This is a genomic window from Frigoribacterium sp. AC394, assembly GCF_979258095.1.
The window spans coordinates 41,834-55,988 of sequence record NZ_OZ409834.1 but is presented as its reverse complement, the minus strand read 5'-3'; the positions used below and the strand labels follow the sequence as shown (position 1 = coordinate 55,988).

The 14,155-nt window shown below is 67.8% G+C and carries 15 protein-coding genes and 1 pseudogene; 10 read left to right on the top strand and 6 right to left on the bottom strand.

Annotated elements, in window-relative coordinates; genetic code table 11:
- The first annotated feature begins 4 nt into the window (after positions 1-4).
- Positions 5-1,312 (top strand): ROK family transcriptional regulator, encoded by a 1,308-nt coding sequence (locus tag ACZZY9_RS00260; RefSeq protein WP_463462543.1) that lies wholly within the window; start codon positions 5-7, stop codon positions 1,310-1,312.
- Between the two features lie 178 nt (positions 1,313-1,490).
- Here ACZZY9_RS00260 and ACZZY9_RS00255 read toward each other — a convergent pair whose 3' ends face one another.
- Positions 1,491-1,853, bottom strand: coding sequence for an SdpI family protein (locus ACZZY9_RS00255; protein WP_463462542.1), 363 nt, complete (start codon positions 1,851-1,853; stop codon positions 1,491-1,493).
- Between the two features lie 142 nt (positions 1,854-1,995).
- Between ACZZY9_RS00255 and ACZZY9_RS00250 the strand changes: the two genes are divergently transcribed.
- Positions 1,996-2,277, top strand: a complete 282-nt coding sequence (locus tag ACZZY9_RS00250) for a hypothetical protein (protein WP_463462541.1) — start codon at positions 1,996-1,998, stop codon at positions 2,275-2,277.
- A gap of 167 nt (positions 2,278-2,444) precedes the next feature.
- The gene (locus ACZZY9_RS00245) at positions 2,445-2,999 is read left to right on the top strand and encodes a hypothetical protein (protein ID WP_463462540.1); all 555 of its coding nucleotides are present in this window, start codon (positions 2,445-2,447) and stop codon (positions 2,997-2,999) included.
- Between the two features lie 86 nt (positions 3,000-3,085).
- On the opposite strand, the gene ACZZY9_RS00240 is transcribed toward ACZZY9_RS00245, so the two are convergent.
- Positions 3,086-3,820, bottom strand: coding sequence for a helix-turn-helix transcriptional regulator (locus ACZZY9_RS00240; RefSeq protein WP_463462539.1), 735 nt, complete (start codon positions 3,818-3,820; stop codon positions 3,086-3,088).
- Between the two features lie 113 nt (positions 3,821-3,933).
- Here ACZZY9_RS00240 and ACZZY9_RS00235 point away from each other — a divergent pair, with 113 nt between their 5' ends.
- The 6 genes from ACZZY9_RS00235 (at position 3,934) to ACZZY9_RS00210 (ending at position 10,644) form a co-directional block, all read left to right on the top strand.
- The gene (locus tag ACZZY9_RS00235) at positions 3,934-4,926 is read left to right on the top strand and encodes an ABC transporter substrate-binding protein (protein ID WP_463462538.1); all 993 of its coding nucleotides are present in this window, start codon (positions 3,934-3,936) and stop codon (positions 4,924-4,926) included.
- Positions 4,927-5,949: an amino acid ABC transporter permease gene (locus tag ACZZY9_RS00230; protein WP_463462537.1), complete on the top strand. Its 1,023-nt coding sequence runs from the start codon at positions 4,927-4,929 to the stop codon at positions 5,947-5,949.
- Positions 5,946-6,779 (top strand): amino acid ABC transporter ATP-binding protein, encoded by an 834-nt coding sequence (locus tag ACZZY9_RS00225; RefSeq protein ID WP_463462536.1) that lies wholly within the window; start codon positions 5,946-5,948, stop codon positions 6,777-6,779. The genes ACZZY9_RS00230 and ACZZY9_RS00225 overlap by 4 nt, the downstream gene beginning before the upstream one ends.
- Positions 6,776-7,969, top strand: a complete 1,194-nt coding sequence (locus ACZZY9_RS00220) for an aminotransferase class V-fold PLP-dependent enzyme (protein WP_463462535.1) — start codon at positions 6,776-6,778, stop codon at positions 7,967-7,969. The genes ACZZY9_RS00225 and ACZZY9_RS00220 overlap by 4 nt, the downstream gene beginning before the upstream one ends.
- 1,099 nt (positions 7,970-9,068) lie before the next feature.
- Positions 9,069-9,428, top strand: coding sequence for a hypothetical protein (locus ACZZY9_RS00215; protein WP_463462534.1), 360 nt, complete (start codon positions 9,069-9,071; stop codon positions 9,426-9,428).
- A gap of 481 nt (positions 9,429-9,909) precedes the next feature.
- Entirely contained in the window at positions 9,910-10,644 is a 735-nt protein-coding gene (locus ACZZY9_RS00210; RefSeq protein ID WP_463462533.1) for a hypothetical protein, read from the top strand.
- A gap of 330 nt (positions 10,645-10,974) precedes the next feature.
- Here the strand turns inward: ACZZY9_RS00210 and ACZZY9_RS00205 are convergent, their stop codons facing one another.
- The 4 genes and pseudogenes from ACZZY9_RS00205 to ACZZY9_RS00190 form a co-directional block, all read right to left on the bottom strand.
- The gene (locus tag ACZZY9_RS00205; RefSeq protein WP_463462532.1) at positions 10,975-11,370 is read right to left on the bottom strand and encodes a very short patch repair endonuclease; all 396 of its coding nucleotides are present in this window, start codon (positions 11,368-11,370) and stop codon (positions 10,975-10,977) included.
- 155 nt (positions 11,371-11,525) lie between these two features.
- Positions 11,526-11,750, bottom strand: coding sequence for a DNA/RNA helicase domain-containing protein (locus tag ACZZY9_RS00200; protein WP_463464613.1), 225 nt, complete (start codon positions 11,748-11,750; stop codon positions 11,526-11,528).
- Positions 11,751-11,841: 91 nt separating this feature from the next.
- Positions 11,842-13,335, bottom strand: a pseudogene (locus tag ACZZY9_RS00195) (DNA/RNA helicase domain-containing protein); the annotation flags it as partial.
- Complete coding sequence (locus ACZZY9_RS00190; RefSeq protein ID WP_463462531.1) at positions 13,322-13,642, bottom strand: nucleotide pyrophosphohydrolase; 321 nt, start codon at positions 13,640-13,642, stop codon at positions 13,322-13,324. The gene ACZZY9_RS00190 and the pseudogene ACZZY9_RS00195, both read right to left, overlap by 14 nt.
- Before the next feature lie 118 nt (positions 13,643-13,760).
- On the opposite strand from ACZZY9_RS00190, the gene ACZZY9_RS00185 reads away from it, so the two are divergent.
- Positions 13,761-14,048, top strand: a complete 288-nt coding sequence (locus ACZZY9_RS00185; protein WP_463462530.1) for a hypothetical protein — start codon at positions 13,761-13,763, stop codon at positions 14,046-14,048.
- The last annotated feature ends 107 nt before the right edge of the window (positions 14,049-14,155 follow it).

Below are 14,155 nucleotides of genomic sequence, written 5' to 3'. Positions count from 1 at the left end.
CGACATGGTCAACCCGCGTCCGCTGTTGGCGGTGCCCACGAGCCGAGCGCTCGCATTCGACCTGATCCGCTCGCAGGGGCCGATCAGTCGAGTCGAGCTCGCCGAGTCCACCGGCCTCACCCAGGCGACCATGTCGAACGTGGTGCGCCAGCTGCTGCTCGACGGACTCGTCGTCGAGTCGGGGCGTCGCGAGTCGACCGGCGGCAAGCCCCGTGTGCTGCTGACCATCGACCCACGAGCACGGTATGCCCTCGGCGTGCAGCTCGGGGCGGACTTCGTGACGGTGGTGTTGACGGATCTCGGCGGCGCCCTCGTGGGGAGGAACCGCGTCGCCGGCGTCTGGGGGCAGTCGCCCGAGTCGGCCGTCGCATGGATCGCCTCGACGGTCTCGGCCTTCCTGGCGTCGATCGGCGTCGAGGCCGACCGGGTGACCGGCCTCGGCCTCGTGACGCCCGGGCCGATCGATCTGACGACGGGCAGCATCCTCGGCGCGCCGCCGTTCGAGGAGTGGGCGGGTTTCCCGCTGCGCGAGGCGACCGCCGAGGCGACGGGTTTCGCGGTGATCCTCGACAACGACGCGACGGCTGCGGCGATCGGCGAGTTCTGGGGTGGTGCCGTGGGCGACAGCGCGGCGCACTGCACCGTGTACTTCGGGGCGGGGATCGGCGCCGGGATCGTGCTCGACGGGGCGATCTACCGGGGGGCGAGCTCGAACGCCGGCGAGCTCGGGCAGATGCGGTACCGGGGGCCGGGGCCGGTGGCGCACCGGGTGTCGGCCGAGCAGCTCGCCGGGCCGGTGAGCGTGGCGCTCGGGGCGCGGGCGGCGGTGGCGGCGGGGCGGGCGACGAGTCTCGTGCTCACCGACAACGAGGATCCTTTCGCCGACTTCACGCTGGTCGCCGAAGCGGCGGTCGAGGGCGATGCGCTCGCCGTCGAGCTGATCACCGAGTCGGCGGACCACCTGGCGAACGCGGTCGTGTCGATGGCGAACCTGCTCGATCTCGACTCGGTGGTGCTGGCCGGGCCGTCGCTGACGACGGCGGGGCCACTCTATCTCGAGGTGGTGCGACAGCGGATCGCCGACGACTTCTTCGCCAAGGGTCGGCACCGGGTGAGGGTCGAGCTGTCGGCCTACGTGGCCGATGCGGCTGCTGTAGGAGGTGCGGCGCTGGTCCTGCAGAGAGAGGTCGGCGCGCGTCGTGGGCCGGGTGGTGCGGGCGCTGCGGGTGCTGCTGCTGCGGGTGCTGGTGCTGCCGGCGCTGGTGCTGCGGGTGCTGGTGCTGCGGGTGCTGCGCCGGTGTCGCCGGCCTGACCCGCGCCTCCTCGGTGCTCCGGGGGAATTCCGCTCCAGTGGTCAGAAGATGTCCTTCATCGGCGCGAGAAGGACCACTTCCGACCACCGAAGCCCCACGCCAGTCTCAGGGTGGGCAGAAGACGCCCTTCGTCGGCACGCGAAGAGCATCTTCTGACCAACGACGTCGCGCGCGGGTTCAGTCCGACGGCAGCGCCGCGACCGAAACCGCGGTCGCAGCCTGGTCCGCGCGCCACGCCCCGACGAGTGTGCCGATCAGCATGCAGATGATGCTCACGATGATCCACAGCGCTTCGACGCCTTCGCGCAGCGGCACCGCCACGGGGACGAACGCGGCTCCCACGGCGAGCGCGCAGCCGATGGCGACGGGCTCGAGGGCGGCGCGGTGCCCGGCGCGCCAGGTCTCGGCCGACTCCATCACGTGCCGGAACCGGATGCCGGCGAGCTGGTTCACGCCGAGGCGTCCGCGGGCGGCGGCGAGCGTCGTGCCGAAGACGACGGCGCACCCGGCGAGGACGATGAGCGGCACGACGAGGGGCATCCCTCCACGCTAGGTCACGGTCGGCGCGCCCGCATCCGTCGAGTGTCGTCCACGGGGTGACCCTGGTGACCCGCGCCTCCTCGGTGGGCACCCCCACAAGGAGGCGCGGCGCCGGTCTCACCTGCGCCCCTAGTGTGAAGGAATGATCAAGTCCGAGAAGACCCTGCTCGTGTACGCCGTCGTCGGGCTGGTGTTCGGCGCCGTGCTGCTGGTCTTCGGGCAGCCGATGGGCTGGCTGCTGCTGGTCGGCGGTCTCGGGCAGTTCGGCTTCATCTTCTACCTCAAGCGCAAGCGGCAGGAGGCCGAGGCTGCGAACGTCGCGCCCGCCGCCTCCATCGCACCCGCCGCGTCGTTCGCGCCGACCGCGGCCGCCGACGCCGGGACGGACGCCGCGGACTCCCCTGACGCCTCGACCCCGCGCTGACCGGAGTCGCATTCGAGCTATTACGCATAGAGACGTAAGAGCGAATCCGCGAAGCCGCACCCGCGCCTCCTGCTCGCTCGGAGGTCCGCCGTGTTCCGTCCCTGAGGACGACCTCACTGCACCCTGCGGACGACGCCCCCGCCGCCGGTTCTGCCTAGCGTCGAACCATGGCCCTCACCCACGCTCCCGCAGCCGCCGCCAGCACGCCCGCCCGGGCCGAGCAGCAGCGCCGCCGCTCGACTCTGCTGTCGCTGCTCCCCTGGACGACGGCCTGGGGAGGCGCGGCCGCGTTCTGCCTAATCCCCATCGGGTTCGTCCTGTTCTCGGTGGTCGTGGAGCAGTCGGCAGAGGGGCTCGCGGCACTCGCGATGGTCTTCCCCGTCATGCTCGGCGGGGCGGTCGCCCTCTGGTTCTACGGCCTCGTCGCCGGTCTACTCGCCGGCCTCCCCGACTGGCTGCTGCGCCGCCGCCCGCGTCTGCGGCCGCTCGGCGCAGCACTCGCCGTCGTCATCCTCATCGTGCTGGTCGCTGCGCCCTGGGTCGTGGCGAACAGCCGAGTCCTCGACCTGCCCCTGTCGGCGCCGACCACTCTGACGTCGACCGCGATCATCGCGGGGGCGACCGCAATGGCCACGCTGGTGGTCGTCCTGCTGCACGGGAGGCGCCAGCGCCGCCTCGAACGCGACTCGACTGGTCAGAAGATGTCCTTGCAGCACCCCTGAAGGACACTTTCTGACCACTCGAGGGCGGCGGCAGCACCGAGGCCGAGCGCCGAACCCGAGCCCGAGCCCGAGCCCCGGCACGGGGATCACCCCGAGGTCCGCACCTGCCGCACGTACCGGTACACCGTCGGCTCCGACACGCGCAGCGCCACGGCCACCTGCGCCACGGCCCCCTTCAGCAGGAACACCCCCGCCCGCTCGATCTCGCGCACGGTCGCGATCTTCTCCTCGGGTGTCATGCGCTGCGGGTCGACTCCCCGTGCCGCCACGATGCGCGCGACCCCGTCGAGCGCGAGCTCGTCGACGTTCATGCTCAGCCGCTCCGCGACCAGGGCGGGCGACTGACCGGCGTCGCCCGCGCCTCCTCGGCTGGCGCCCTTGACCAGCCCGGTGGTCGCCGTGATCGCCTGGAGCAGATCGCGCGCCCGGGTCAGCGGCTCGTCGTCGATGTTGACGCAGAGCATGCCGACGACCTCACCGTCGACGTCGCGGATGAAGAACGTCGACGAGCGGAACGTGCCGCCCGTCCGCGACTCGGCCAGGTAGTTGGCGAGGAAGTCGCGGTCGTCGTGCTCGTGGTTCTGCAGCACCTTGAGCACGAGGTCGGTCGCCGGCCCGCCGACGCTGCGCCCGCTGACGTGACCGTTCGTCAGCGCGACGATCGACCGGCTGAGGTCGCTCGTGTCGTGCAGCACGACCTCGGTGCGCGGTCCGAGCAGCTCGGCCAGGAACCCCATCAGCGGCAGGTAGGGCCCGAATTCGGCTCGGAGCTCGCGGCTGCGGTCGACCTCGGTCGCCATCGCACCGTCGTGACTAGTCATGCCCCCAGGCTAGCGACGCGCGACTGAATCCTCGCACTGTGATAATTTCTTCTCACGCAGCCGGTGACCCGGCCAGCTCGCGATGACCGACGACGTTCACGAAAGGCTCGACCATGACACGACCCCGCACCCGCTCCGCCCTCTGGGGCACCGTCGCGACCGGTGCCGTGCTCGCGCTGAGCCTCACGGCCTGCGGCGGACCGAGCGCCCCGCAACCCGGCGACGCGTCCGGCAACGGCGGCGACGGCAGCAGCAACGGCAGCGGCAGCGCCTCGTCGACCATCCCCGACACGAGCGACCTGCTCGACGCCGTCGAGGTCGACGACGCCCTCGCCTCGCAGGTCCCCTCCGACATCGCCGACGCGGGCACCCTGAACGTCGGCTCGAACGTGCAGTCGGCCCCGAACAACTTCTTCGCCGAAGACGGTTCGACGGTGATCGGCTCCGACCACGACCTGATCACCGCGGTCGGCAAGAAGCTCGGTCTCGAGGTCGAGTACCAGAACCAGGACTTCGGCTCGCTGATCACCAGCCTGCAGTCGGGTCGTGTCGACGTGACCATCGCGGCGATGAACGACACGGCCGAGCGGCAGGAGGCGATCGACTTCGTCGACTACCTCACCTCGGGCATCACGCTGATGGTGCAGAAGGGCAACCCGGCCGAGATCACCGGCCCCGACACACTGTGCGGCAAGTCGATCGCCGTCGTCACCGGCACGAGCCAGCAGGAGTTCGCCGAGGCGACCAGCACGCAGTGCGAGTCCGACGGCGACGAGCCCCTCGAGATCACCGTGACCGACAGCGACAGCCAGAACCAGACCCAGCTGCGCACCGGTCGCATCGACGCGATCGTCAACGACCTGCCGAGCGCCGTCTACATCTCGAAGACCGCGCAGGGCGGCGAGGCCTTCGAGGTCGTGCCCGGCGACGTGATCGACGGCGCTCCCTACGGCATCGGCGTCAACAAGGACGACCCCGAGCTGCGCGACGCCATCGCGGCCGCGCTCGACTCGCTGATCGACGACGGCACCTACGGCGAGGTCCTCGACGCCTGGGGCATCACCTCGGGCAGCGTGACCGAGGCCGTCGTCAACGGCGGCGAGTAGATGGCGACCACACGGCCTCCAGGCGGTGACGGGTCCGACGCGACCCGCACCTCCTCGGCTCGGTCCACCCCCGGGAGCGCAGGAGGCGCGGGTCGCGTCGGAACCCTCACCCGCGAGCTACTCCCCCAGGTCCGTCTGAAGCACTGGGGCCGCTGGATCAGCGCCGTCGTCATCGCGGTGCTGCTGCTGGCGCTCGTCTACGGGGCGTCGCAGGGCGATATCTCGTACCGCGACATCCCGTACTACCTGGTGTCGCCGATCATCCTGCAGGGTCTGGTGGGCACGATCGTGCTGGCCGTGGTCGCGCAGGTGAGCGCGATCGTGATCGGCGTGATCATCGCCCTGATGCGCATCTCGAAGAACCCGGTGGCGCAGGCGTTCGCGGCCGGCTACACCTGGCTGTTCCGCGGGCTGCCGGTGCTGCTGCAGATCCTGCTCTGGTACAACCTGGCGCTGATCTTCCCGCGGCTGCAGCTCGGGGTGCCGTTCACCGACGTCGTGTTCGTCGACGTCAGCACGAACGACATCATGACGACGTTCGTCGCGGCGTTCCTCGGGCTCGCCCTCAACGAGAGCGCCTACATGGCCGAGATCGTGCGCGCCGGGCTGAAGAGCGTCGACCGCGGTCAGATCGAGGCCGCGCAGTCGATCGGTCAGACGCCGATGCAGCGCATGGCCCGCATCGTGCTGCCGCAGGCGATGCGCATCATCATCCCGCCGACGGGCAACGACTTCATCAACATGCTGAAGGGCACGGCGATGGCGTCGGTGATCGGCTATCTCGAGCTGATCAAGGCGGCGAACAACATCGCCTCGTTCAACCTGCAGGTGATGGAGACCCTGATCGCCGCGGCCATCTGGTACATGGTGATCGTCAGCGTCGCCAGCGTCGGGCAGTTCTACCTCGAGCGCGGTTTCGACCGGCAGGATCGCCGCCCCGGCGGCCCGCCGAACGCCCGTGCGCTGCGTCGCAAAGTCGCTGCCGACCTCGGCCGCGCACCCCTCGTGAGGAGCACCCCGTGACCGCGACAGAGAGCACGCCCGCCGGAGGCGCGGGTCCCGCCGGAGGCGCGGGTCCCGTCGACGACGCCGCCCCCGTCCTCGAGGCGATCGGGATCGGCAAGTCGTACGGCAGCAACGAGGTGCTGCGCGACGTGTCGATGACGGTGCGGAGCGGCGAGGTGGTCTGCATCATCGGGCCGTCGGGCGCCGGCAAGTCGACGTTCCTCCGCACGCTGAACCGGCTCGAGGAGCCCGACACGGGCGAGGTCTGGGTCGGTGGCGAGCCGATGGGCTTCGAGCTGCGCGGCGGCGTGCTGCACGAGTTGAGCGAGCGGCGGCTGTCGGCGCAGCGGGCGCGCACCGCGATGGTCTTCCAGCACTTCAACCTGTTCCCTCATCTGACCGTGCTCGGCAACATCATCGAGGGCCCGGTGCGGGTGCAGAGACGGAATGCGAAGGAGGCGCGGGCCGAGGCCGTCGAGATCCTCCAGCGGGTGGGCCTCGGCGACAAGGTCGACGCCTACCCGGGTCAGCTCTCGGGCGGGCAGCGGCAGCGGGTCGCGATCGCGCGGGCCGTGGCGATGAAGCCGCTGTTCCTCTTGTTCGACGAGCCGACGTCGGCGCTCGACCCCGAGCTGGTCGGCGAGGTGCTGAAGGTGATGGGCGACCTGGCGCGCGACGGCATGACGATGCTCGTCGTGACGCACGAGATCCAGTTCGCGCGCGAGGTCGCCGACCGGGTGGTCTTCATGGCCGACGGCGGGATCGTCGAGCAGGGGCCGGTGGAGCAGGTGCTCGGTGCGCCGCGCGAGGCGCGGACGAAGCAGTTCCTGCAGCGGGTGCTCGCGTGAGCTCGGATGCCGGCGCGACTGCTGGTGCCGGCATGACTGCTGGTGCCGGCGTGACTGCTGGTGCCGGAGCGAGCTCGGCGCTCGATGCGTATCTCGCGTCGTTCGCCGAGCCGGTCGGGTACCTGAACTTCGGCAGCTACGGTCCGCCGTCGCGGGACGTGGTCGAGACGATCACGCGTCTGGCGACGGCGGCGAGCGCCGGGGTGCCGTCGTCGGGTCTGCATGCGGAGGACGAACGGGCGTTGGCGGCGGTGGCGCGTCTCTCCGGGTTCGACCGGGGCGGGGTGGCGTTGGCGAGCAGCACCTCCCTGGGGCTGATGCAGGTGGCGTTCGGTCTGCCGCGGGGCGAGGTGCTGGTCAGCAGTGCGGAGTTCCCGTCGAATCTCTACGCGTGGTGGCGCTCGGAGGAGGCGGGGCTCACGACGGTCCGGCCGCTGCCCGCCGTCCCGGGGCAGCCGCTCGCGCCTGTCACGCCCGAGCGGGTCGCCGATGCGGTCGGGCCCGACACGGTGGCCGTGGCGGTGAGTGCGGTCGACTTCCGCACCGGCACCGTGGCCGACCTCGCCGGGCTCCGGGAGGCGGTCGGCGATCGCCTCCTGGTCGTCGACGGCATCCAGGGCTTCGGTGTGCTCGACGCCGACTGGACCCTCGCCGACGCCCTCGTGGTCGGTGGTCAGAAGTGGCTGCGGGCGGGGTGGGGAACCGGGTTCGTGGCGCTGTCGTCGCGGGCCCTCTCGCGCCTCCGTCCGGTCCTCGGTGGGTGGACGGGTGTCGAGGGCGCCTCCCGGTACGACGGTGTGCCGCACGAGCCGCTGCCTGGGGCGCAGCGTCTGTCGGTGACGAACGGTTCGCCGTTCGCGTCGGGTGCGCTGGCGACGGCGCTGGAGCAGGTGGAGTCGGTCGGCGTCGACGTGATCGCGTCGCGGATCGCCGACACGGCGGGCGAGCTGATCGCGCGGCTGGGCGCTGCCGACGTGCCGGTGCTGTCGCCGACGGCGCGGGCGGAGCGTGCCGGCATCGTCGTGGCGGGCGTCCCCGCCGGCTCGCTAGCGTCGGTCGGCGCCCGGCTCGAGGCCGCCGGTGTGACGGCGACGCTGCACGGGGACGACCGCGTGCGCCTCAGCGTGCACGCGACGACCACACCGGCGGCGCTCGACGCGGTCGTGAGCGTCTTGGGAGCCCCGGCGTAGCCTCGCGGCGCCGGACCGGAGCTGTTCGGCCAGCGACGTCGACGCCTGTCAGGTCACGCGATGGGGACGACGTTCCAGTCCGCGGATTACTCGAGCAGGAACACCAGAGGCTCCTCGACTGGCCTGAAGGGCGAGCTGGCCCCGAATCCCATCCCCTGCGCTCGCGGGAGGGGGGCGCTGACGGCGGTCCGCTGGGGGTTGTCGCCCGGCCTGCCCGTCGGCTCGGAGGCGATCTTCTGCTGAAGTTCACTCACGCTGTCCCTCGGAACGCCGGCCGCCTCGAGTGCCCCCTGGTAGGCGGCCACGCCGGCGTCCGCCTTTCGACGGCGGGAGCGTCGACGCGCGACCCGAACGTGCGTCCCTTCGGCACGTGGACCCCCCCGGTGGTCAGGTCGTCGACGCCCTCGGGCGAGTCGTCGAGGTGGATCGTCACCTCGTCCGCGCGTGCGTCGACGCTCTCGCCTCCGGGCAGCGGGGAACCGCACCAGGCGACCGCCGCCGCCTGACGAGCGGTCTGCGCCCGCCTGCACTCCCGACGGCGAGCCGTCGCTCGTGTCGATGCCGAAGGCCTCATCGCTCGGCGGCACAGCGAGGTCCCAGACCTCGACCCCGTCGTCGGTGGTCATGGCGGCGAGTGTCGGGCCGTGGTGGTTGACGGGGAACTCGCTCACATCGGATCGGTCAGATGTGCCCGGTGCCGACTCGGAGCCGGGTGCACACCCGGCGAGCAGCCCGGCCGTCGTCGCGATACGGGCAGTCGCGGCGCTGGCGATCGGCCTGGTCGTTCCGTCGACTCCTAACACTCTTGAGTCGTTCTGACTCTTTCTGCCGGCCTGCCCCCGACACTGGCTCGAGCAGGGGTGCCGAAGACAAGAGAACATGAGCTTTCATAACGATTTGATACTCGGCAGTATCCGGACGAGAAATGTTCTGTAGATTCCTGACGATTACTCGACCCCAACACCCGATTCGGAAGATTACTATGCCCCGCGCCACGAAGTTCACAACCGCCCTCGCAACTGCTTCGATCATCGGTTTTACGCTCGCCGGGTGCTCCGGTAGCCCCGCAACAGGGACGAGCGATGAGGCCGCACCTGCCATGAGCGATGTGCAGTCAGCCGCACCGGCCGAGGCCGCGGAGGCGACGGAAGCAGCGAAGACAACATTCACGTTCGGCGAGACCGCCACGTTCGAGGGGCTCACGCTGGGCATCAGCAAGCCCGAAGCGTTCACCCCAAGCGAATACGCCGCGACTGGGTCTCAGCCCAATAACGTGAAGTTCACGGTGACCATCACGAACACCGGTGACGAAGGATATGACCCCGCCCTGACCTTCCTGACGGCATCATCTGCGAGTCAAGAGGCTTCCGAAGTCTTCGACACGGAAGGTGGACTCTCCGGCGCTCCCATGACGACGATCCTTCCCGGGGCATCCACGAGCTACGTCGTAGCGCTTTAACGTTGCCGACCCAGCGCAGATCGTCATGGATGCGACGAGTGGATTCGAGTACGAAACGACGACCTGGACCAACTAGCTCCACCCGGCTACCTTCCTCTGAAAAGGTGCTCTTGGCTCCAGCATGAACCCTGAGTGGCTTTGTTGCGGCAGCCTCTTCAACGCCCAACGCGTTCGCTGGCGGCAACCTCTCGTTCGCCTTACTGCCCCTACCTCGTTATTTGAGCGTCGTCACCGACGAGGGCAGTCCGGGCAGACCTGATGCTGACAACGCGGAGTCCAAGAGGGTCACGCTCGGCCCGGCGTTAGGTCATACGGAAGAATTATCTGCGCCTGGGCCATGCCTGCTCCCGCAGGTGGCTCACCCTCTAGGCAAGGTAACTAGCAGCCTTCGGCACCAGGCGAATAAACATCCGGACGAGAATTGCAGAGATCGAGGGAGTACGAGTACGAGTACGAGTACGAGTACGAGTACGACAGTCGCATGAAACCTCTTTATAAGGACGAGCAGGACATCGTCGACCTCGCCTCAGACGTCGACGACTCGGACGTTTGCTTCTACCCGGAGAAGAGCGATACCTCGGACCGCTTCCTGGCGAGCCTGCGAAAGAATGGCCTCGACCAGCGGGAGCGCCCCGATTTTGAGGATGCCCAGGGCTCGCTCCTGATTGAAGTCATGCGGGTGGATGACCATCCTCGGCCCGGAAAGAAAGACAAAACGCGGGCTCGTGAGAGCGATGTGCTGCGAGAGCTAGAGGCCCTGGGGCTCGAAACTTACCCAGAAGCGAAGCTCATCGCATTGGTGAGTAGTGGCCTCCCGACAGACCAGGACCATAACTACAGGGCATACGTAAGCCATTTCACGCGCACGGTTTCGAAGCATGGACAGAACGCAGACGCGTACCGCGCCGAACGGCCTGGCTACGACCTCGCGTTTCTCGTTCTAGACGAGTCCACGGCATATTTCGAAGCCGCGGGCAAGACTGGGCCGGGGGAATGGGGAAGGCCGCACTTCTGGTTCGCCGATTCCGCATTCGCAGACGTGGTCGCGCAGTCCGGAGCGGACTGTGTGATCTGGCTTTCGCCGTACAAGATGCTGCGCACAGCCGCAACTGGCGCGTTACCACTCCCAACGATGACCATCATCGATGTCGCCCTGATGGCCCGGAAGGAACACACGCTCTATGACGAGGACTGCATGGTGCCTGCTGAAGCCTGATCAGGATGTGACCGAGCGTGCCTGCCATTTCAAGGGGTCCGGTCATCTTCAGAGGCGGGAAAGCGCAGCGTCTCGTTCTCTTTAGTCAACCTTTCGCGACGCTCGCACATGAATAGAACCGTTTGCGAAGGTCGCAGAACCGTGCAGCACGGCGGCTGTGTCGACTCAGCTCAGTTCTTGAGCTTCCACCCCGAGCCCAGGGTCGTTCCTTGCACTCACCGCGATGGGGCTGGGGTGTCCCGATTCGACAATTGGGCCCTGGGGTTCATTACGGCGCCAGGTAGATTCTCGGGTGACGGGTAACTTGAGGCACCGTCAACTGAGCGCCCTCTACGCCTTCGCGATCCCATCGACAATCGGTAGCACTTCCTCGCGTTCCCAGAACCGCAGCACCGTCCATCCGAGCGCTTCGAGTCTGGGGGTCGTCTCGAGGTCGCGCTCCGCATTGCGCTGGAGCTTGGGCACCCAATAGTCGGAGTTGCACTTAGGTGGTGTGGCGTGCACCGGACACCCGTGCCAGAAGCAGCCGTCGATGAAGACGGCGATCTTCTGTCTCGCGAAGACGATGTCCGCGCGGGTGCGCAACTCGAGGCTCGGTCTGAAATCCACGCGATAGCGAAATCCTGTCGGGTGCAGGGCCCGGCGAACCGCCAACTCGGGATTCGTGTCCCGGCGTCCGTTCGACAGCATCGCTCGCCGAGTTCCTTCGCTGGAAGCCCACGACATCTGGTCAGCGTAGACATCGCCGAACGCAGATCGATCTCACGGGGACTGACCCCACAACGAGGAAGTTCTTCGGCACGCGGTGGAGGTCACTTCGGCTTCTCCTGCGAGGCGATGTACCTACCTGTCGTGACATGGACGGACAGAACGCCGCGAGACTAAGTCGCGTTCGGTCCCACAGCCCCACGGCTCGGTGCTAGAAAAAACGTCAGATACTCACGGAGCGCCGGGTCGACGACGTAGACGTAGGTCCCCCGGATCCCCCGAGTGAGCAGGACGCCATAGATGTTGAGGACGAACTGCCGGACTTCGTCGTCGGTGTACCGCCGTCCGAGCTGCTTGTTGTTCTCTACGCCCTTGACGTCGAAGTACGAGCTTCCGATCGACGAACATCTGACCCGTCGCCGCGTCGTAACGAAGATCGCCCCCGATGATGACGCCTGCGTAGTTCAGGTCGTAGCCCTGAACCGTGTGGATGGAGCCGACCTCCTCGAGCGCGTTCTTCGACGAGATCCAGTCCTTCGTCGTCCCGTTCCAGCGCAGACTGACGCCATCGATCTCGATGTCTGCAGCCGTGGGGTCCTTCTTCGACACCCACTTCCAGGCGTAACCGGCGACGAGACGAGCCAGTCCGCTCTCCGCGTCTCGTGCTCGGATCTCGCGATGCATCTCCCCCAGATCGTCGAACATGCGGAGGTCGTAACCGTCGAACTGCTGAGGAGCAGGTTGGCCGACCTGCAGTGTCCGACCGTCGATACGCAGGACTCGTCGGACGTACCCCACGAAGTCAGCGCCCGCCTGCACCCGCATCTGCGTCGACAGCCCGTTGTGACGCCCCTCAGAGCGAGCCGTCCGCAGGAGAGCCCCCACGGTCTCGTTCGAGAGGTCCGCCGGCCTCACACTCTGAGCCACGTCCACCAGCAGGATCTGATGGCGGCTCTTCGCGACGATCCAGTCCAGCTGCGTCTTGGACAGATCGTCGATACCGAACAGTCGCGTGTTGATCTCGGGGAACTTCTTGTTCAGAACACCCGTGGACTGGTTCGCCCGCTGGTTCAGACGATGAGCTTCGTCGACGATGAGGAGATCCCACTCCTCGTCCGACTGCCCGACGTCGAACGGGGTCATCACCATGCTCGGGCTGAGGCCGGGGGTCTTGCGGAAGACCTTCTTGATCGAGTCCCGAAGCGACTGCTGCGGGATGACCATCCCGACGCGCAGACCTGCGAGCATCTCGGCGTAGTCACCGAGGAAGAAGTCCGAGAACAGCGAGTCACCGTCGATCTCCTCAGCAGACGGATGCGCGACGATGTCCATGAGCAGCTTTAGCAGATAGACGGCCACGACGGTCTTGCCGGTCCCAGGCTGACCTTCGATCACGAGGGTGGCCCCAGCCCCCTCGCGGATGTCGTCGAAGAGCCCCTCGAGGATGTCCTCGACGGCCGCTGCTTGATCTTGCGTCAGGGCCTTGAATGGCGAGAGCTTGAAGAGGTCGCTGTTCTCGATCTCGGGGATGGGCCTCGTGAAGACACCGTCCGCGCGGAGACGGGTGACGACGTCGTCGAAGACGGAGCGGTAGCGAACCCGGTCGTAGTAGTTAGCGGCGGTGATCCCGTCGTTGCGATTCAGAACGCTGTACGAGCCGTCGGCGGAGAGCAGCTGGATGAGGCGCGACTCAAGGTCGAGGCAAGCCGACTTGTTGAAGGTCTCGTCGACTATGACGCGGATGCTGTCCAGCTGGCGCTTCTCGGGATTGGCGAGGTGCTGTCTGAGCCGGGCGACGGCGTTGCGGGTCTCCCCGACGTAGATGTCACGGAGTCGTTCTTCCGGGTGCCGACCCGACTTCGACGCACTCGTCTGGTCGAGCACGTACACGACGGGCCAGTCCCTGTGCCTCGGGTCGAGAAGGCCCCAGACATCCACCGACTCCTTGTCGAAGGCCAAAGGCACGATCTCAGAGGGCGTCATATTTCTCGCTTCGTCCTCGGGCCTTCTCCACCGGGTACTTCCGCCGCGTCACCTCGAGCTTGTCGAGCACTATCTGATCCGGGTCCACCCCGAGCCGATCAGCCAGGAGGAGGCAGTATGTCAGAACGTCCGCCAGCTCACCCTGGACACGTGCGGGGTCGAAATCAGGCCCCCATTGGAAGCACTCCAGAAGCTCGCCCGCCTCGATGGCGATACTCCTCGAGAGGTTGTCCTCCGAATGGAATTGACCCCACTCACGTTCGCGCACGAAAGTGCGGACTGCGTCTTGGGCCTTAGTAGATGCCATTACCGAACGCTAACAGCCGTCGTCGAACAGACCACACGCTCGAGTAACGATTCTCGACGGCGCCGTCCGCCGGCCTGTCCGTTTCGCGCTCTCGCGGTTAGAGCGCGGTGGGGTGGCCTTGGCGAGCAGCACCTCCCCGGGGCTGATGCAGGTGGCGGTCGGTCTGCCGCGGGGCGAGGTGCTGGTCAGCAGTGCGGAGTTTCCGTCGAACCTCTACACCTGGTGGAGAGCCGAGGAGGCGGAGCTCACCACGGTGCGCACCCTCCCGCCGATCGCGGGGCGGCCCCTCGCACCGGTGACGTCCGAGCGCGTGGCGGCGGCGGTCGGGCCGAACACGGTGGCTGTGATTGCGGTGGACTTCCGCACGGTGCTGTCGCGGATCTCGCCGGGCTGCGGGAGGCGGTAGGCGGTAGGCGATAGGCGATAGGCGGTAGGCGGTAGGCGATCAGCTACTGGTATTCGATGGGATCCAGGACTTCGGCATGGTCGATCTTGACTAGACGCTGGCCGACG